This window comes from Aneurinibacillus sp. REN35 (genome assembly GCF_041379945.2).
Classification (GTDB): Bacteria; Bacillota; Bacilli; order Aneurinibacillales; family Aneurinibacillaceae; genus Aneurinibacillus.
Map to the genome: position 1 here is coordinate 36281 of NZ_JBFTXJ020000002.1, position 19158 is coordinate 55438.

General features: G+C 42.8%; 17 protein-coding genes and 1 riboswitch. Of the genes, 14 read left to right on the top strand and 3 right to left on the bottom strand.

Annotation, left to right across the window (positions count from 1 at the left end; genetic code table 11):
- The first annotated feature begins 175 nt into the window (after window positions 1-175).
- The 7 genes from AB3351_RS03400 (at window position 176) to AB3351_RS03430 (ending at window position 9996) form a co-directional block, all read left to right on the top strand.
- Entirely contained in the window at window positions 176-1726 is a 1551-nt protein-coding gene (locus AB3351_RS03400; RefSeq protein WP_371145725.1) for an acetyl-CoA hydrolase/transferase family protein, read from the top strand.
- Between the two features lie 169 nt (window positions 1727-1895).
- Window positions 1896-3983, top strand: coding sequence for an ATP-dependent helicase (locus AB3351_RS03405; RefSeq protein WP_371145726.1), 2088 nt, complete (start codon window positions 1896-1898; stop codon window positions 3981-3983).
- Window positions 3984-4022: 39 nt separating this feature from the next.
- Window positions 4023-4883, top strand: coding sequence for a CvfB family protein (locus AB3351_RS03410; RefSeq protein WP_371145727.1), 861 nt, complete (start codon window positions 4023-4025; stop codon window positions 4881-4883).
- 272 nt (window positions 4884-5155) lie between these two features.
- Complete coding sequence (locus AB3351_RS03415) at window positions 5156-5416, top strand: hypothetical protein (protein WP_371145728.1); 261 nt, start codon at window positions 5156-5158, stop codon at window positions 5414-5416.
- A gap of 173 nt (window positions 5417-5589) precedes the next feature.
- Window positions 5590-5766 carry a hypothetical protein gene (locus AB3351_RS03420; RefSeq protein WP_371145729.1) on the top strand — a complete coding sequence of 59 codons (177 nt, stop codon included), beginning with the start codon at window positions 5590-5592 and terminating at the stop codon, window positions 5764-5766.
- A gap of 148 nt (window positions 5767-5914) precedes the next feature.
- A complete protein-coding gene (locus AB3351_RS03425) occupies window positions 5915-6109 on the top strand; it encodes a hypothetical protein (RefSeq protein WP_206250224.1) in 195 nt (64 codons plus the stop codon).
- 581 nt (window positions 6110-6690) lie between these two features.
- Complete coding sequence (locus AB3351_RS03430) at window positions 6691-9996, top strand: S-layer homology domain-containing protein (protein ID WP_371145730.1); 3306 nt, start codon at window positions 6691-6693, stop codon at window positions 9994-9996.
- A gap of 518 nt (window positions 9997-10514) precedes the next feature.
- Here AB3351_RS03430 and AB3351_RS03435 read toward each other — a convergent pair.
- Window positions 10515-10832 (bottom strand): NHLP leader peptide family RiPP precursor, encoded by a 318-nt coding sequence (locus AB3351_RS03435; protein WP_371145731.1) that lies wholly within the window; start codon window positions 10830-10832, stop codon window positions 10515-10517.
- Window positions 10833-11050: 218 nt separating this feature from the next.
- On the opposite strand from AB3351_RS03435, the gene AB3351_RS03440 reads away from it, so the two are divergent.
- Together AB3351_RS03440 and AB3351_RS03445 are read left to right on the top strand one after the other, a co-directional pair.
- Entirely contained in the window at window positions 11051-11374 is a 324-nt protein-coding gene (locus tag AB3351_RS03440; protein ID WP_371145732.1) for a hypothetical protein, read from the top strand.
- A gap of 149 nt (window positions 11375-11523) precedes the next feature.
- The gene (locus tag AB3351_RS03445; RefSeq protein ID WP_371145733.1) at window positions 11524-12129 is read left to right on the top strand and encodes a hypothetical protein; all 606 of its coding nucleotides are present in this window, start codon (window positions 11524-11526) and stop codon (window positions 12127-12129) included.
- Between the two features lie 148 nt (window positions 12130-12277).
- On the opposite strand, the gene AB3351_RS03450 is transcribed toward AB3351_RS03445, so the two are convergent.
- The gene (locus AB3351_RS03450) at window positions 12278-13150 is read right to left on the bottom strand and encodes a YitT family protein (RefSeq protein WP_371145734.1); all 873 of its coding nucleotides are present in this window, start codon (window positions 13148-13150) and stop codon (window positions 12278-12280) included.
- A gap of 244 nt (window positions 13151-13394) precedes the next feature.
- Here AB3351_RS03450 and AB3351_RS03455 point away from each other — a divergent pair, with 244 nt between their 5' ends.
- Window positions 13395-13661: a hypothetical protein gene (locus tag AB3351_RS03455; RefSeq protein ID WP_371145735.1), complete on the top strand. Its 267-nt coding sequence runs from the start codon at window positions 13395-13397 to the stop codon at window positions 13659-13661.
- 39 nt (window positions 13662-13700) lie between these two features.
- Here the strand turns inward: AB3351_RS03455 and AB3351_RS03460 are convergent, their stop codons facing one another.
- Window positions 13701-14612, bottom strand: coding sequence for an SDR family oxidoreductase (locus AB3351_RS03460; protein ID WP_371145736.1), 912 nt, complete (start codon window positions 14610-14612; stop codon window positions 13701-13703).
- Between the two features lie 94 nt (window positions 14613-14706).
- Here AB3351_RS03460 and AB3351_RS03465 point away from each other — a divergent pair, with 94 nt between their 5' ends.
- From AB3351_RS03465 to AB3351_RS03480, 4 genes are all read left to right on the top strand, one after another.
- Entirely contained in the window at window positions 14707-15684 is a 978-nt protein-coding gene (locus AB3351_RS03465) for a helix-turn-helix transcriptional regulator (protein WP_371145737.1), read from the top strand.
- A 124-nt stretch (window positions 15685-15808) separates the two neighbouring features.
- Window positions 15809-15893: riboswitch (cyclic di-GMP riboswitch) on the top strand.
- A 49-nt stretch (window positions 15894-15942) separates the two neighbouring features.
- Window positions 15943-17679, top strand: a complete 1737-nt coding sequence (locus AB3351_RS03470) for a methyl-accepting chemotaxis protein (protein ID WP_371145738.1) — start codon at window positions 15943-15945, stop codon at window positions 17677-17679.
- A gap of 132 nt (window positions 17680-17811) precedes the next feature.
- On the top strand, window positions 17812-18318 hold the full coding sequence (locus tag AB3351_RS03475; RefSeq protein ID WP_371145739.1) for a DUF2243 domain-containing protein: 507 nt from the start codon (window positions 17812-17814) through the stop codon (window positions 18316-18318).
- On the top strand, window positions 18308-19099 hold the full coding sequence (locus tag AB3351_RS03480) for a cytochrome c oxidase assembly protein (RefSeq protein ID WP_371145740.1): 792 nt from the start codon (window positions 18308-18310) through the stop codon (window positions 19097-19099). The genes AB3351_RS03475 and AB3351_RS03480 overlap by 11 nt, the downstream gene beginning before the upstream one ends.
- The last annotated feature ends 59 nt before the right edge of the window (window positions 19100-19158 follow it).

Below are 19158 nucleotides of genomic sequence, written 5' to 3' on the forward strand. Positions count from 1 at the left end.
GTTGTAAAGCGCTTTCAAAAAAATGGAGGCGCACGTATGCTTCACTCCTATATTCTCTGCTTTATCGATGTATTTTCTCCTTTATTCGCTTTCTGCGGCGGCAACACATAAGGCGTGCTATTGTTTATATTACAAATTGTTAAAATAATAACGTTTTCAAAAGGGGCGTATTCACATGTTCACGAAACGTTTACGTAATAAAGCACTCCAAGAACGTCTGGTGACAGCGCAAGAAGCAGCAAGCTGGATTAAAGATGGAATGACTCTTGGCTTAAGCGGATTCACGCAAGCCGGGGATGCAAAAGCCGTTCCGCGCGCCTTGGTAGAGCGGGTAAAAGAAACAGGCGAACAATTGAAAGTAAATGTATATACAGGTGCTTCTCTCAGTTCCGAAGTTGATGGGATTATGGCGGAAGCGGGCATCATTAACCGCCGCCTTCCTTTTCAAGCCGAGAAACGTATGCGCAGTAAGATTAACAGCGGTGAGATCACGTATATCGATCAGCATCTGTCTCATACTGCTGAAATGGTGCGTGCTGGCACGATTGACGCCATCGATGTAGCAATTGTGGAAGCGGTTGCGGTGACGGAGGAAGGTCACATTGTTCCGACGACTTCGATTGGCAACTCATCCATTTTTATTGAGCATGCAAAAGAAGTCATCATCGAGTTAAATATGGCGCAGCCGCTTACGCTTGAAGGCATACACGACTCATATGATGTAGGACCTCAAGGGCATCGTCAGCCAATTCCGTTGACGGCAGTAGAACAGCGAATCGGAACGTCTGCGATTCCTGTTCCGCTTGAGAAAATCAGAGGGATTGTCGTAACGGATGAGCAGGATACGGCATCTTCAATCGTAAAGCCTGATGAGGAAACTGCTGTTATGGCGGGTCACTTAATTGAGTTTTTACGCAACGAAGTCAGAGAAGGCCGTCTGCAAAAAACGCTCGCGCCGATGCAATCAGGTATTGGATCGGTAGCCAATGCCGTTTTCCACGGATTTTTGGATTCGGAGTTTACCGACCTTGAAGTATACTCAGAAGTGCTTCAGGATGCGGTATTTGATCTGCTTGACGCAGGAAAGATCCGCTTTGCATCTGGATGCTCAATCATTCTGTCGAAGGAGAAGGGCCAACAGGTCTTCCCGAATTTCGAGAAGTATAAAGATCGCGTACTTTTGCGTCCGCAGGAAATTTCCAATCATCCGGAAATCGTGCGCCGTCTCGGCCTGATTGCGATCAATACGGCACTTGAGCTTGATATTTATGGCAATGTGAATTCCACACACGTGATGGGAACAAACATGATGAACGGCATTGGCGGCTCCGGTGATTTTGCCCGCAATGCTCGTCTGGGGATCTTTGTTACGAAGTCCATTGCCAAAGGTGGCGACATATCAAGCATTGTACCGTTTGTGCCGCATGTAGATCATACAGAGCATGATGTGGATGTGATTGTAACGGAACAAGGTGTAGCCGATCTACGCGGTCTTTCTCCGCGTGAGCGCGCCGAAGCGATTATCGAGAACTGTGCACACCCGGACTATCGTCCGCAACTGCGTGCATATTTTGAAGAAGCTTGTGAGCAGGGCGGACAGACGCCGCATATATTGGAAGAAGCTTTCGCATTTCATACGCGTTATAGAGAAACAGGAACCATGCTTGATAAGTCCTTACAAGGAATGGCGCAAGCAGAAACAGACAAAGAAACTGTACACGTATAGATAAGACAGAGCGTGCACGGTGAAACAAGAGGATACGTGGAGAGAAACCATATAGACAGAACGGATGCCGCCTTTCTAATTGAAAGGCGGCTCTCTTTTTTCATTCCTTTTTTATAGGCTTTCTTGTATAGTGGTAAAAGATGCTACGATTAACGGGAGTTTGATTGCTATGAGACAAAACCAGGAGGATATGTGCGAGATGAGGCACCTGCCGCCCGGCGTGACCGCAGCGTCGGCCATTCCTCGGGCCGAGACGGCGGATGGACTGACTTCAGAGCATGTAGTGACAGATGACGCGGCAGACGCGTTTTTCTTTCGTGCACTGGAGCAAACAGGCATTCGCCTAAACGAATCGCAAATCGAAGCGGTAAGAGCTACAGAAGGCCCCGTACTCATCAACGCGGGTGCCGGAAGTGGGAAGACGACCGTCCTTACCTGTCGTACCGCCTATCTTATGCTGGTCAAAGGTGTGCCGCCGCGTGATATTGTATTGGTCACCTTTACCCGCCAGGCTGCACGTCAGATGAAGGAGAGGCTGCTTTCGATTCCCGGTGTTACGCAAGGGATGGTAAAACAGATTATTGCCGGTACATTCCATTCGCTGGCGCGGACGATTTATTTTCACAAGCTTAGCCAGTCACCGCGCATTATGAGTGAAAAGCAAAAAACATACATGATCGAACAAATCACCAAGGAGATGGCGACAGGGGAACAATATGAACCAGAGACGCTGCTCTCCCTACTTGCCTATCTTAAGAATAATTTGTTCGTAGTCGGCGATACGTGGGTAACAGAAGAAGTGGAAGGGCTTAAAGACGATGCGCGCCGTGTACTTAAGCGATATGAATCGCAGAAGCAGGATAATAACCTTATCGACTATGAAGACCTGATTACCGGATGCATTGAAACGCTGCGTCAGAATGAAAAGTACCTCGGTGCGCTGCGCCGTCGGATGGCGTATATTATGGTGGATGAATATCAGGATACAAACATCGCACAATATGAAATGATTCGGCTGCTCTCAAGCACGTCCAACTTATGTGCGGTTGGAGACCCGGACCAGGCAATTTATGGCTGGAGGGGTGCGGAGCCTTCTATTATTCTGCGCTTTCCGGATGAGCATCCAGACTGTACGCGCATTACGCTTGATATTAACTACCGCTCCTCCGCAGGCGTTGTCGGTCTCGGCAATGAAGTGATTCGGCATAATAAGAAGCGTTTTAAGAAAGAATTGAAAGTACTGCCTGGTGAAGTTCGGCTGCCGAAGTATTTTACGGCCCGCTCTGTGGAGCGAGAAGCGGAGGAAGTGCTGCAGTTGATTGAACAGTTGACCGCATCTGATGGGTATGAGTATGGTGATATCGCTATTCTCTATCGGACGCACAGTACGGTGCGTACCTTATATGAGAAGCTGCTGCTAAGCGGTATTCCGTTCACCACGCATCGTGACGACCCAACATTTTATGAACTTTCTACCATTCGTCCGGTGCTTGATTTTATGCGGCTGTCGCTTGATCCATATAACGAAGCGGCACTCGAAGGTGTCCTGCCCTGTCTATATATCAGCAAAGCCCGCTTCATGAAAGAAATCCAAATCCTCTCGATTCAGCGGGGCGTATCCTATGTGGAGGCGCTGCGGTATTTAGAGGGCATTCCATCATTTCAGCGCCGGCGCATCAGTGAACAGGTCGATTGGCTCAGAAGCATTGCCCGGTTAAGTCCGCTGCAGGCTGTGCGAGAGATTCGCAATGAAGCAGGGGGCGGCTATGATAAGTTTCTCGGCAGTGAACAGGAAGGAGCCGTGACTTATCATAAGGAGATGCTGCGTGATGATCTGTTTGAGCTTGAAGAAGCGGTGAAGGCATTCGCTACGGTAACTGAATTCTTAGCATATGCAGATACCATTCTCGCACAGAAAGAGACACGGAAAAAAATGCAGCAACCAAATCATGGTGTCACGCTGCAGACCATTCACAGTGCCAAAGGACTTGAGTATCCGGTCGTTATTCTTATCGGAGCAATTGACGGTGTCCTCCCGCATAGCATTGCGGTGGACCCGGAGGAGAAGCCGGATTTTTGGCTGCATAAGAAAAACGATGAGAAACAGGACGAAGCAGTGGAGGAGGAGCGTCGGCTCGCATACGTGGCTGTTACAAGAGCGATGCAGGAGCTCTATATCAGTACGCCGCAGTATTTTCGCGGCAAGCCCGCCATCCCGTCCCCCTTCCTGTTAGAAGCGTTTCGCAGCGCACCATAGATTTTAGTACGCAGGTAATAATAAGGAGGAACACAATCAGTGAAACCAGAAGCAGGCATGCTGGTGACAGCAACCGTAGAAAGAAAGGCGCCGTTTGGTTATTTTCTGTCGGTAGGGGGACAAGACGTCCTTCTACATCAGAGTGAAGTGGAAGATGGGGTAGAGATTGGTTCACAAGTAGAAGTGTTTCTCTATCATGATCATCAGGACAGGCTGGCCGCCACGCAGCATAAGCCGCATGTTACACTTGGCGAGTTCGGCTGGCTTGAAGTGAAGGACATACACCCGCGCATGGGCGTGTTTTTGGATAATGGCATTCAGAAGGATTTATTACTTCCGGCTGATCAGCTGCCCGAGATCAAAAGTAAATGGCCGCGTGAGGGTGATCGCGTATATGTACAGCTTGAGCATGATAAGCAGGGCCGGATGCTTGCGGTACTTGCGCGCGAGGAGGATTTTGCCCAGGTTGCTACGCCAGCAGAGGAAGAGGCGTTCAATCAAGATATCACCGGATATATCTATAAAGTCATTAAAATTGGCGCATTCCTGCTAACCGAGGGGCAGCACCTTGCGTTCATTCATCGGGATGAGGCGAGTGAGTCCCTGCGTGTAGGACAGCGGGTAGAAGGCCGCGTCTCAAAAGTGCGCGAAGACGGGCGACTTAATGTAACGATGAAGCCGCGCAAAGAAATAAGCTATAACCAAGACGCTGAGATGATTTATGATTACCTAAAAAATCGGGGCGGGCGCATGCCGTATACGGATAAGACTGAGCCGGATGTTATTAAAGAGAAGTTTGGTATCAGTAAAGCCGGCTTCAAGCGTGCATTAGGCAAATTAATGAAAGAACGCGGAGTTTATCAGGAAGATGGCTGGACCATTCTTTCAGAAAAAAAATAATGATACATTCCTACAACAGGCGCCGATATTTTATCGGCGTTTTTATCTTTTCTAGTACAATATGTACTTGAATTATTTATGAGAAAGCGCATACAATGTAAGTATATACAATTCAGACTATAAGCAATATATAAATAAGAGAAAAATACATATCAAAATGTTTAAAATGCGACATAAACGTGGTAATGGATACGAAAATATATACCATACATAATCCGGAACTGGTGAATACAACATACAACACACACCATATCAAGGGAGGCTGCTAGGCAGTGGTATATTATGATGAGAAGTCGCAGATGAAAAAATGGGAACGCTTATCAAATTTGCGAATGCAGATGCTTTCCATGGAGAATAATACATGGACAGAGCCCGAAGAAGAAGAGTCGACGGTGCTAGATGATATGAGAAGCGGTGAAACGATTAACATCAATGCAATTCACACCGGCGTGTCTTGGCAGCAGGCCCATGAAGTAAATCGAAGCATTTCACGCTTGATGGGAATGGATGCATATCGAGGCACCTTTGAATAAAAAATGTCCTGTACAATCTGTACAGGACATTTTTCTTTTAAAAAGTTGGCACATTTTCAAGATTCCAACATACATTTTGTAAGAGGAAACAGTTTAGACATCAAGGATTTTGGGTAAGGTTAGTTAGCTATTATACGCTGTTTTTATCATCTAATAGTAAGGAGAGTGAAGCTATGTACTACGTGGTATATGAAACAATTTCTTTGTTTGGAAAAGCGAATGATCATAACGTAGCTGCATTTGAAACGCTGGAAGAAGCGCGTTTATTCGCTAAAGAAGTTGCTGAACAGGGCTCTCCACGTGTAACGATTGCCCAGGAAATGGTCGGTGACGAGCGGCTGGCCAATTAGCTATAGGAAAGGAAAAAGAGTGGACCCGGTAGTGTACGGGTCCGCTTTTGATTATGAATGGGATGGTTGAGATGTTTCGTATATGAAGAAAGCGGGTAAAATATTTCTAACTGAAGCGGTAGATCCCGAAGCAGAGGAGTAGATGAACATGGTACATGGACGTTTGCTTTATTTCAACAAACACTCAGCCATTCCCCAGGAAGAAAGAGACGATGCAACGATGCGTCCAAGTGAAGTGGTGACGTATCGCTTGTCCGAGGAAGAACTTGAGAAATACCGCAATTTACCGCCGGTTGAAGGCAAGAAAAGCATTTCACTGCCGTACCGGAAAAAGAAGAAGTAAGCAGACACATCCCCGCCTACAAGGCGGGGATTTTTGGTGGAAAAATGCAATTGACCACATTTTGACCGCCTTTAGTCTACTAAAGTGCCTGAAGGAGGGTGCCTGCTGCTATTCCTCATTGCCATTTCCAAATTAGCTGCCAAGTCTTTCTGCATGTCCAAGGCGTTCAGAAGCCAGCTTTGGATTCTCTCCCTGGATTGGAACCAGGCGAAAAAAGAAGTCTCATTAACGATCGGAAAGAGGTAAATGAATATGCCGATGAATCCATTTCGGGAAGCAGCGAGCATGGCAAAGGTAAACGGATAGGACTTCTGTTTTATATACTGAGATGTCACTTTATGCGTGGAAGGGAAATGATGTAAGGAATTAATTTTATAGGTCGAAGAAACTATGTACCCCATTGAAATCATGACCAAACATATGACTGAATAGAAAGTAAAGTCGATGTTATAATTTTTACGCAATTCACTATCTTATTTACAGACATATCGTAAAACAAATAAACAAAAGGAGGTGGAAACTATAAAGTTAAGTTGTTACCTGTGAATTATGATTTTAATTACAAAAGGGGGCTATTGATTATGCTTAAAAGCCCTTCTTCTAAAAGAACGCGGCCTATAGCACTAACCGTTTTACTCTTTGTTTTTACCTTTATTTCCATTTGTGCAAATGAAAAATCTTTTGCGGCAGCATCTAATGCCCAAGTGTTAACATCCTATACGTATTTTAATGGTAGTTATTCAGGTAGCGTAAAAAGCTATGTTTATAGTGATGGAACACACATTAGTGAAAGTCCTACCCCTCCTTCAAATGCAAAATGGATAGTAGCTAAGAAAATTTATGATGATGAATGGTCTTCATATTCCCGGGATGAAGTATATCTTTATAGTAAAGATAATCAGGTACGAGAGACTACTGATCCACTCTCCATACCGGTAGATGCACGTTGGGCGACGCTTTCCAGATTCAAAATTGAAACAATGGAAAACAAGGAAATACGTTATCAGACGTACAAATATAGCGTGGATGGCATTCAGGAAGTTACATCTAGTACAATCCCACCATCTTATGCTCTATGGGTAACTTTGGCTCATTTCAATAATGGGTGGGCTAGTCCAACAAATGATACATCCAATGAGCAATTTGATACGTATGTTACGAATAACCCTGTTACTAGCCCGCCAACAGGATCCATTACAATAAACTCTGGGGCAGCCTATACATCCTCTTCTACTGTCACATTAGAAGTGAATGCCTCTGATCCAGAAAACGATTCTCTTAACATGAGGTTTTCTAATGACAATGCAACGTGGAGCAGTTGGGAAACAGTATCCGCGACCAAGGCTTGGTCGCTTGTAGCAGGAGACGGGAACAAAGCCGTCTATATGCAAATCCAGGATGCAAGTGGATTAGTATCCGATACGTATTCCGATACCATTATTTTAGATACGACAGTGCCGGATACTTCTATTACGTCACACCCTGCAGGAATGACAAGTAGCACAGGAGCGACATTTACGTTTACCTCAAATGAGGGAAGCAGCTCATTTGAATGCAGTCTGGATGGGGGCGCATATACAGCGTGCACTTCTCCTGTTACGGTCTCAGGTTTAAGTTCAGGCAGCCATACTTTTGCTGTACGAGCAAAGGATGCAGCAAGAAATATAGATGGAACTCCAGCGATGTATGCATGGATGATTGATACAGTACCGCCGATTATGACAGGGGTAAGTAATGGTCAAAAAGTTAATACTGACTTAACCATTTCATTTAATGAAGGAACAGCTACATTAAACGGCTTGCTCTTTACAAACGGTACAACAATAAGTAATGAAGGCTTCTATACTTTGGTTGTAACAGATGCTGTGGGAAATACAACAACGATTTCTTTTACGATAGACAAAACACCACCAACGGGCTCGTTTACGATTAATAACGGAGCGGCGTTTACATCAAGCGACAGTGTCACACTTGATATTACCGAGAGTGGAAGTACTGATATGCGGTTCTCCAATGATGGAAGTACATGGAGTAGCTGGGAAACAGTAAAGTCTACTAAGAGTTGGATTCTTACTGCTGGAGATGGTAGCAAAACCGTTCATATGCAGCTGCGTGATGATGCAGGAAATGAACTTTCTCTTACGAACTCCATTACATTGGCAGGTCCGCCAGAAGCACCACGGATAACTGCGGATGACATAAATAATGTCATCATGGGTTTAACAACAGCTATGGAGTTTAGTGTAGACGGAGGCTCGTATATCCAGTATACAGGGAATAACCATCCAAATCTAAGTGGAAACCATACGGTGAGAGTAAGGGTTGCAGCTAATGCGGTAACGGGAGCACCTGCCGGAGCAGAGACAGTCCTCACGTTTACAACGAATCCTCCACCTACTGTGACTCAGCTAACTCTCACACCTTCTACGGCAACCATTGAGGTAGGGACAACGCAGCAGTATAGAGCAATAGCTGAATTTACGGATGGTGCAACTACAGATGTAACGAGCTTATCAACATGGTCGGTAGATAAACCAGCGATAGCAGGTGTTACGAACGGACTGGTCAACATTACATCGGCCGATACAGTTACGGTTACGGCTGATTATCAGGGGACTCTTGGAACAGCTACCCTTCTTGGAATAGAAACGCCACCTCCTGCACCGACCGTAACGAGCATTGGAGTGACACCGGATACCATTACCTTGTTGCCGGGAGCCACACATCAGTTATATGTGGAAGCGACAATGTCCAATGGAAGCACAAAAGATGTGACAGCAGGATCGGAAGGAACTACTTATTTATCGGCCAATACGAATCTGGTAACAGTCAGCCCAAATGGATTGATTACGGTTGCATCTGGAGCGCAGTCAGGAACGGTAGGAGTAACCATCATAAACAATGGTCATACCAAAAACGTAGCTCTTGTAATTACACAGCCTAGCCAGCCGCTGTCTGCCAATGCGAATCTGCGTAATCTTACCGTGAATCAAGGAATAATCAATCCGGTATTTGATCCAGGTGTAACAAAGTATACGCTCACTCTTTCAAATCAAAGTACGTCCATTGACTTGGTAGCGACTTTAGATGATACGAATGCATCGATAACAATAAATGGTCAGATGCAAAATAATGGTGTAATAAAACCCATCTCTGTTCCTGAAGGAAACAGTGTAGTAGTAATTGTAGTGACTGCTGAGGATGGTACAACGAAAACGTATAAGCTTACCTTATACCGTGCGTACGCTTCGAGTGGGGGAAGTGGTGGAGGGGGAGGCTCCTCTTCGTCTACGGTGCCAGTACCTCCTACGGAAGTGAAGCAACCGGAGTCGCCAAAGGTTCAGCCTTCCCCAACTGTTTTTAACGATACAGAGAAACACTGGGCAAAAGAAAAGATTCAAGGGGCTGTGCAAAAGGGGCTAGTAAGTGGCTATCCAGATGGAAGCTTCCGGCCAAATCAACCAGTAACACGAATTCAATGGGTATCACTACTTGCACGTGCCTTACAATTACAGGGTGAAGAGGAAGTAACCTCTTTCCATGATCAGGGAGAAGTTCCAAAATGGGCGGAACAATCTCTTTCCCTTATAGTAAAAAAAGGACTTGTCAGTGGTTACCCGGATGGCACATTCCGTCCGAATCAGGAAATTACACGAGTAGAAATGGCTAGTATTCTTGCACGTGCTCTGAAGTTAGAAGTGAAGAATAATCCACCGACAACATTTTCAGATAATAAGGAAATTCCAAAATGGGCACAAGGCTCTGTAAATGCTTTGTTTGAGAAAGGTGTAATCCGCGGCCGAGGCGGTAATCAATTTGCACCTAATGATTTAACTACCCGAGCAGAGGCTGTTGTTTTTCTTCTTAATATGTTAGAACAAGAATAGTGTTTGTGCAGATAGAAGAGCAGAACAGTAAATACGTGTACTCAGTTATAGTTAAGGCCTCCCGCTTATCCGGGAGGCCTGATTTTGTTAGAGATTTTAAAGGGCATAGCAAAGAGTTGCGGTCTGAAATAGGGTTAAACAGGTCCTTTCGCGCTGTTTTCTTGACCACGCATTTGACCACATCCTGATTTTATTCCTTTGTTTTTCTTTCTTTTCTTTTACATATAATAGAGAAAATACCATACGTAACTTTTACTTTGACATCAAATTTTCTTGATTTTTTCCACGTTGTTACTTTATGTCAACAAACACTCAGCCATTCCCCAGGAAGAAAGAGACGATGCAACGATGCGTCCACGATATTTATTATCCCCTGGATTATAATGCACATTTCTAATACCTGTCTTCTTAAGCTTAAAATCTGGATGATAGGTAAAGAAACATTCAGAAACCTTATCGACATTAGGATTGGTCTCTAACTGTTTCATTTATATAGTAATCGAGTATAAAGGATGCCTTTATTTTTTTGCTTTTGAATAAATCGGTAAACCATTATCATCTACACATAAAAGCATATAACCACCAGCTACATTTTGTAACTCAGTTTCGTCTAATTCATACTCATTTTTTTTCAAGTCTGGAAGTACAACAGTTAAATGTGCACCAGCGTTATCAACTATCTGTAATTTGAATCCTTCAGGTAAATCTAAGCCTACTACTTGCTTAACAGCATTTGACGGATTCCTTAAAGCAAGCTTACGAAACTCTGCATCCGTAGATGCTTTCTCTTGAAATTGGATGATTGCTTGATCTAATTTTTCGTTATTCCATTCCATATCTACATTCCTCCTCGTATTCTTTGAATGCCATGCATTGATTATAATTTAAGAAGGGATAGATGAAACTGTAATTCAAACTACAAACAATTCATTTTTATTCCTCTAAATAAAAATTACAGGTTTGTAGTCTGAGCTACAGTTTTATCCTGTTTACCTTGTTAGAATGAATTCATCAAGATTCATACAACGAAATGGTATAAAAGGAGTTGCTCATGATGAAAAAGAAACTTATTGGCGGACTGATGATTGCCACTATGGTATTCTCTAGCGCCGGGGCCGTATCTGCTGGAAGTATTGGAAATGTAAATGGGATCGATGTAAGAAATATGGATGTAGAGACGGCTTTAATGCTTGTTCAATCACAACGACAACAACTGTTGGATGCTCAACTGCAAGATCAAATAAACAATGCTCAGCAAATGGATATGCTGCGGCTTCAGAATCTTTCGAACAAGCGTAATGAAGCATTTGATGTTATGACGAACTTTATTAAAAAGATGCAGGATAGTAGAAGCTCAATTATCGGCAATATGCGCTAAAGTCCTAAAGTCACTCCACGGAGTGGCTTTTTCTTTTATCGTAAAGCTGAGGTGAATATCGACAACCATACATCACTAAAAATTTCCAGTAAAGAGGTAATAAGAGAGTTGTATAGAATGTAATCTAGTATGGAAGAGGAGGAGTAGTAGTGAAGAAGCTAGGGACTGGGTTAGGTATATTGGTTTTATTTTTATCGTTAGCAACAACGGGGTATGCAGAAGGATGGAAGACTTTTCATATGAAGGGGTATCAATTTCAAGCGCCTTCTTATAGTAAGGAGATAGTGAAAAACTACCAATTTGATGTAATGAAGGAGACAGTTGATAAACTAGAAAACGCCGATTATGAACTGACAATTATACTTAAGCAGAATAATGATAACAATAACAAAAACTTACTGCGGACTTCGCAGTATAAAAAAGGAACGGCGGCTTATAATAGTGCCATTCGTATACTAAACAACTATAAAAGCTTACAACAAGCGCATAAAATCGTTGTCTGCATGAACAATAAAGACGTAACCAAAGCAATTCAATCTACCAAAGAAGGTACGGGAATCCTGCTCCAAAATAAAAAAACGCTCTTTTTTGTTTTAAGCAGGCAGGTTGGCTCAGAAAAGAAACAGGCCCTGATCGCGCTAAAGATGGGTGCCAATAATGCAGCATACCTGGTATTTGAAAGTAGTAGGAAGGATTTTGAACCTAATTTACCTATGTTTTTAAAAGTTGTTGATACCGTTTCTTTTAAGAAATAGCGTATGGATGAATGTTTTAGTAAGACGCCGTACATCGAATGGGACATACGGTGATGTAAGTAGTCGGGGGTTGATCGCCCCCTCCTACTCGATGGAAAAAGGTGCATGCTATGTTTTGTGTGCTTGGGGAGAGGCAGTGGATCGTTAATTAATGAATATCATGCTTTTTAAAGTTACCGCCCTTAACTTCAGCTACGTCATATACAATAACAAAGGCGTGGGCGTCAATTTCATTAATGATTTCTTTCATTTTACTTTCTTCTAACCGGTTAATAACACACGTAATTTCTTTAAATTGCTCATTTGAATAACCACCTTGAGCCAGTTTATATGTTGCCCCACGCCCTAAGCGGTTACGAATTGTTTCTACCATCAATTCGGGTTGCGTTGTAATAATTTTAAAGGTTTTAGAACCGCTTAATCCTTCTTCAACGATATGAATGACTTTAGAAGCAATAAAGTAAGCGATAGCCGATAAGATGGCCCCTTGAAGACCAAAGACTGTTGAGACAACAATAAACACAAACATGTTTAAAAATAAGATGAGATCGCTTGTTCCAAAAGGTAATTTGCGCGAAAGCAGCACAGCTAACATATCAATCCCATCCAATGCTCCGCCATTCCGTAATGCCAATCCCATTCCAAAACCGATGATAATCCCACCAACAACGGTTATTAATAACGTATCACCTTGTATAATGGTTGGTACACGATGCATAAGACTGGTGCCGATTGCCAGTGAAGCAATCCCGATAACCGAGTAAATAGCAAAGCTTCTGCCAATTTGTTTATATCCTAAAAATACGAACGGGATATTCAGTACTGCAATTAGCAGCCCTAGAGGTAATCCGCTTAATTGTGAACCGACGATACTTAAACCTGTTACACCCCCGTCTGATACATTGTTTGGGATTAGTACCGATTCGAGGCCATATGCTGTTATGAAGGCTCCGATAATAACCAATAGCATTCTTGAAGCCATTTTAAGCCTGTTGGATTTTTGTTTTGCGATTGTACTCATTTGACTCTCCTTGTTTCAGAATATGTTCTCTGTTCGTATTGGACACATGGAAGTAAAGTACGTTCGTATAAAATAAGATGTTTCAATCCTCACGTATCCCATTTTATCATCGTAGACATCTTGGTTTAGGCTGTTTTTATTTTCGCATGTTGTGCTCTGTGTGTCTAGAATGTAGTCTACTAACAATTTTGTCTGTAGTTCAATAATCATATACTGGTGTTTTTCAATGAAAAGGAGAGCGATTATGGTTAAGCAAGCTGGACTAGAGGATGCGCAAACTGTAGCGGAATTGGCATTATTGCTTTGGCCTACTCATACCACAGCGGAACTTATAGAAGAAATGGAGCAATTGTTTGGAGAGAAGCATGCGGCTGTTTTTCTCGCATATACCAGCAACCAGGCAATAGGGTTTGCTCAATGTCAATTACTGACGAAGTTCGATAACAAAAGAAGTAAGCCGGTTCTCCCTAGTACAGGAAAAACCGGCTTTTTGTCTCTGAAAATTGTATGAGCGTAGGGCTTAACAGCCAATACGGCGGAAACAATCCATTTATCTATATCCCTCTGCGTTGGCCGGTTTTCCAGCTTCCTGAACTTCAACTAAGTATCTGAAGCAATCTGGCTGCGATCCGTCTATATCAAAAAAATTATACATTTTAGCCAACTGACCGCTTGATAGTGAATGTCCATTTAAACGATCTTTAGCTGGGTCTGCTGCGATGGCAGTAACCGCTCGTCCTGTAAAACGTGGGGTTTCAGAGATAACGAAATGAGGTTCCTTTTTTGTCGCATCCATCCAGTTCTCTTCCGTAACCCCAAATTCCTCAAGCATGATTTCCGAACGCATCCATCCTGGTGTAAGAGAGATCGCCGTGCATCCATAAGGGGAGATCTCATGTGCCAAAGCCTTAGCGATCCGATTGATTGTAGTTTTCACTATATCATAGAACAAACATAGACGGTAATTATCGCGATTATATTCTTCTGTACCGTCTGTCATTTCGACAACCAATCCGCCCTTATTTTTTATTAGCAGGGGAAGCGCATAATGATTGGTAATGATATGAGTATCAATAGCCAAATGCAGCATTCGTAATCCTTTTTCCAGTGAGTGCTCCCAGACGGGGGTATTCCATTCTACTAAATATTCACCTCCCCAAATATCATTTACCAGTATATCTAGCCGTCCGTGTTCCTTCTCAATTCTTTTAATTAGGGCTTGGACCTGTTCATGAACAAGATGGTCCACTTGAACAGCAATTCCGATGCCGCCTACATCATTTACTAACTCTGCGGTTTCTTCAATCGTTTCAGGGCGTCCGTATTCAGACATCTGATGTCGTGTTGTACGTCCAGTGATATAGACGGTAGCTCCTGCTGCACCTAATTCCATCGCAATGCCGCGTCCTGCGCCTCTTGTTCCACCCGCTACCAAAGCAACTTTTCCAGCTAGAGGTTTCATTGCGTTCACTCCTTTTTCTCGATAGATATAGTATAATTACTAATGATGACATCTCTTGTCATATAAAAAGTATCTTTTTGTAAGGTGGGAAAATATGCGCGCAGATAGGTTGATTTCGATTTTATTGTTACTGCAAAATAGAGGAAAATTAACAACCAGAGAATTGGCGCAAGAATTAGAGGTTACCGGACGTACGATTCATAGAGATATGGAGGCGTTGAGTGCGGCGGGGATTCCTGTTGTAGCTGAACGGGGGAAATTGGGTGGTTGGAGATTGCTTGAACAATATCGTACAAATGTAACGGGGTTAAAAGCCAATGAAATCAAGTCATTGTTTATCTCGCCGTCTCCTCAATTGCTTGCTGATTTAGGTCTGGCAAAAGATTGGAATGAAGCGCGGCAAAAAATTCTCGCTGCGATTCCAAGTTCCACACAGGGACATTCCCAAGATATTTGGAATCGGATTCATATTGATACGACTACATGGAAACAATCACCGGAAAAAATTGAATCATTTACATTGTTACAGCAAGCAATTTGGGATGAGCGAAAGCTGCAGATTACATATGAACGGACAGATGGAGAGGTGATCGATCGAGTTGTAAATCCGTTAGGACTAGTCGCTAAAGGAAGCGTCTGGTACTTGATCGCATCTTCAGATGAAGAAATCCGAAACTATAGAGCGTCGAGAATAAAGTCCGTATTCTTGACAGAGGATTCGTTTTCTCGGCCAGATGACTTTAATTTAGCCCAGTATTGGAATAACTCTACACAAAAATTTATTAAAAATCTCCCAAGTTATGAGGTAGATGTTGAAATTTCTCCATCTATCGTTCAGAGAATACGGTTTACCGGACGCTTTGTACAGCTACTAAAAATGGATTCACCTTTAGAAGATGGGTGGATTCCAGCAAACCTGCGTTTTGATACAGAACAGGAGGCAAAAGAATACATTCTGGGCTTTGGAGATCAGATAAGAATTATTCGTCCGGACGCATTAAAGCAAACGATTTATGATATGGCAAAGCGTGTGGTGAATTTTTATGAGATAGGTGACAAAGGGATGCACTAGGAAAAAGTCCGATTTAGTACACCACTTGCATAGCATCAGAGAAGTGGATAGCATTTCGTCAAAATTCGGTGTAGTATAGGTATTTTCATTTTTTTATAGGTATTATATACTAGTAAATAATAATCAAAAAATAGGATGCGATGAGAGATTCTTTCGTACATGGGCACTTGAAGAATCTGGAGCAAGTAGTGCAACCGGCCGGTTTATTAAAACCTGGCTTTTTTTTATGGAAAAAGCAAGAAAAGAGGAGGAAACGGTGTGTTTTTTAGAAGGAAATTAAAAGTATCAAAGAAAATGAAGCCTATCCAAAAGTCAGATATTCAAACTACACCACGTTTAGGTGATAAGTTAAAATTTTTAGAGATGACCACACATGATATAGATAGCATCAAAAAGTTGGAGAACGTGATAGATCAACTTGCGGTTGAGATTACAAATCGCCATTATAGAATGCTTAGCGAATACGGGAACCTAGAAAAGATTATGCAGGATCATAGTACGGTCGATCGACTTAGTCAAACGTTTATTCAATATGTAAAATCAATACCAAGAATCAAACTGGACACAGAGTACATCCAAAACCGTGTGAAAATTGGAGAGGTACATAGTAGAATACGATTGACTCCAGAATGGTATACAGGATCTTATATTCGTGTATATGAGTATGTACTTCCAGAGATTATCGAACAATATGGACATAGACCGGATGAAATGAAAGACATTTTGATGGCGCTCATTCGTATTGTAACACTTGATTCACAGATCGTTCTTGAATCCTATCAAGAAGCTAATGATTTTAAAATTATTGAGAGTGTCAGCTCTGTTATGGAAACGGTTATTGGATTGGATAAAATAAGCACGTTAATGAATACGGTGGCATCCGCAGCAGAAAATGTAGAGAGTGTAAGTGCGGCAGCTGAACAGCTTTCTGCTTCTGTAGAAGAAGTTGCCACTAACGCAGTTAGCGTCGCAGAAAACACTGAAGAAACCATACAACAGGTGGAACAAGGACGGGAAGTAATTGAAAAGTCTCTCACAGGCTTTTTAGGTATGACAGACTCATTTATAGAGACAAGGAATAAAATTAATACGTTGCTTGACGAAATTAAAAATGTTTCTCAAGTCGTTGAATTCATCAAAGGAGTTGCTGAACAGACCAATTTACTTGCGTTAAATGCGTCGATTGAGGCAGCAAGAGCGGGTGAGCAAGGACGGGGATTTTCTGTTGTCGCCGATGAGGTCAGAAATTTGGCTGAACAGACAAAGGAATCGGTGGATAAAATCACAAAAACAATTCAACAAGTACAAACGGAAGCTAGAGAAGTTAGTATCATGGAAGAAAGAATGGCAAACCAGCTTAATGACCAAGTGGATCAAGCGAAAGATGCGATTGAAACATTAGGTACTATTGTATCGAGGATTGAACTCATCGGTAGTTCAACAGGCAATATTGCAGCGATTGCTCAGGAACAGTCAGCTGCTACGCACGATATCACCCTACGAATTAGCGAGGTGTTGCATCAGACGGATGAGATTAAGAACGATGCCCAGTACACGGGCCAAACCATTTACGATGTAAGTATGGGCATTAATAATCTTCGCAAAAAAGCAATTGGGTCCATTCCTAGATTGCAAAATAAACAGGTCATTCGAGTGGTAAAAACAGAGCATTTGTTATGGAAGTGGTGGGTATATAACAGTATCCTCGGATATCATCAAATGGAAGCACAGCATTTTGTGAATCATACGCAGTGCCGTTTAGGAAAATGGTATGAGCAAATGAGAAAACACCCACATATTTCAAAACTTCCGGCATTTAAGGAGCTGGAAGCGCCGCATCGTCATGTACATGAGCTAGCACAGGAAGCACACGAATATATAAATAGAGGACAAAAAGATAAAGCGGAATCACTGCTCTATTTAATTGAAGAATCTTCTGTGGAAGTAGTACGTCTGTTAGATCAAATACAGAATGAAATGGATCGTAGAGCATGATCTTTTCCCGGATGATCGACAATTATGGCAGTTTTATGTAAGAAATCACTTTGAAAAGTTACTGAATTTGTTTGCAGCCTACTCATATGAGGTAAACTAGGGGAGAAAAAGCATATACACTTAGGAGGAGCCATGGCTGCTGAAACTACTAATGCAAATGATTCGCTTCGCTCTGCCTACTCGGCCCGCAATCTATGGTCGGGTTTCCTATTTGGTGTTGGCTTGGTCGCCTTTATAGATGAAGCCGTTTTCCATCAATTACTGCATTGGCATCATTTCTATGACAAGTCTACCACCAGTGTCGGATTGATCTCGGATGGTTTGTTTCACGCTTTTAGCTGGTTTGCAACAATTGGATCGCTATTTATGTTTGCTGATTTGCGGCGCCGAAATGCATTGTGGCTTACAAGGTGGATAGGAGGCATGTTCCTTGGAGCAGGGGCATTCCAGTTATACGACGGAACCGTTCAACACAAACTGATGCGGTTGCACCAGATTCGCTACAATGTGGATGTTCTTCCCTATGACCTGGTATGGAATATTACCGCCATTGTTATCATGCTTATTGGCATCATCCTGGTTGTTCGCACACGAAGCGGATCACAGCAAGTGGAAGGAACCGCGTCATATGAACAATGATCACATTCATCATAGCAGCGGAGCTTCTTTAGAACTGATCTTGGCGCTGCCTTTTGTTCTGGCGTTGATTTTTTATATTGGTGCTGTAATCATATCTAATCGCCATCACAAAAAGTGGCCGTTATACCGTACAATATGTTGGGTTTGTGGCGTTATTTGTGCGGCACTTGTATTCGTAGGGCCTTTAGCCGCTCGAGCTCATGTAGATTTCACAGCACACATGCTCGGGCATTTGTTCCTTGGTATGCTTGCACCGCTTCTGATGGCGCTAGCTGCGCCTGTGACCCTTTTCTTGAGAACAAGTAACGTAAATGTAGCACGGCGTTTCACTCGCGTATTGAAAAGCTGGCCCATTCGCATGTATACGCATCCTATTATTGCATCGCTTCTTAATATTGGAGGTCTGTGGCTGCTCTATACAACCAACTTGTACGCAGCGATGCAGCAGAGTTTTCTTCTGCATATAGTAGTACACGTACATGTCTTCTTTGCAGGCTATCTTTTCACTGTGTCTATGATCTATATTGATCCAACCCCACATCGTTTTCACTTTGTCTACCGTGCCATCGTATTCATAATAGCCTTAGCGGGCCATGGAATTCTATCTAAATACATCTATGCTTATCCACCTCCGGGTGTTTCTGCAGCACAGGCGGAAATGGGCGGGATGTTAATGTACTATGGCGGGGATGCAATTGACCTTGTACTTATCACCATCCTTTGTTTTCAATGGTTCAAGGCTGCCCGACCTCGCCCATCGTTGTCTACGGTTTTAAAGTAAAAATGATTTTTTGCAAAGACCTTACTAAAGAGTTTGGTCTTTTTTTGTTGTAGTATACG

Coding starts and splice junctions, on each gene's coding strand:
- AB3351_RS03430 (WP_371145730.1), top strand. CDS start 6,691: ATGCTTAAAAGCCCTTCTTCTAAAAGAACGCGGCCTATAGCACTAACC.
- AB3351_RS03420 (WP_371145729.1), top strand. CDS start 5,590: ATGTACTACGTGGTATATGAAACAATTTCTTTGTTTGGAAAAGCGAAT.
- AB3351_RS03400 (WP_371145725.1), top strand. CDS start 176: ATGTTCACGAAACGTTTACGTAATAAAGCACTCCAAGAACGTCTGGTG.
- AB3351_RS03480 (WP_371145740.1), top strand. CDS start 18,308: ATGAACAATGATCACATTCATCATAGCAGCGGAGCTTCTTTAGAACTG.
- AB3351_RS03465 (WP_371145737.1), top strand. CDS start 14,707: ATGCGCGCAGATAGGTTGATTTCGATTTTATTGTTACTGCAAAATAGA.
- AB3351_RS03455 (WP_371145735.1), top strand. CDS start 13,395: ATGGTTAAGCAAGCTGGACTAGAGGATGCGCAAACTGTAGCGGAATTG.
- AB3351_RS03435 (WP_371145731.1), bottom strand. CDS start 10,832: ATGGAATGGAATAACGAAAAATTAGATCAAGCAATCATCCAATTTCAA.
- AB3351_RS03425 (WP_206250224.1), top strand. CDS start 5,915: ATGGTACATGGACGTTTGCTTTATTTCAACAAACACTCAGCCATTCCC.
- AB3351_RS03405 (WP_371145726.1), top strand. CDS start 1,896: ATGAGACAAAACCAGGAGGATATGTGCGAGATGAGGCACCTGCCGCCC.
- AB3351_RS03450 (WP_371145734.1), bottom strand. CDS start 13,150: ATGAGTACAATCGCAAAACAAAAATCCAACAGGCTTAAAATGGCTTCA.
- AB3351_RS03460 (WP_371145736.1), bottom strand. CDS start 14,612: ATGAAACCTCTAGCTGGAAAAGTTGCTTTGGTAGCGGGTGGAACAAGA.
- AB3351_RS03440 (WP_371145732.1), top strand. CDS start 11,051: ATGAAAAAGAAACTTATTGGCGGACTGATGATTGCCACTATGGTATTC.
- AB3351_RS03475 (WP_371145739.1), top strand. CDS start 17,812: ATGGCTGCTGAAACTACTAATGCAAATGATTCGCTTCGCTCTGCCTAC.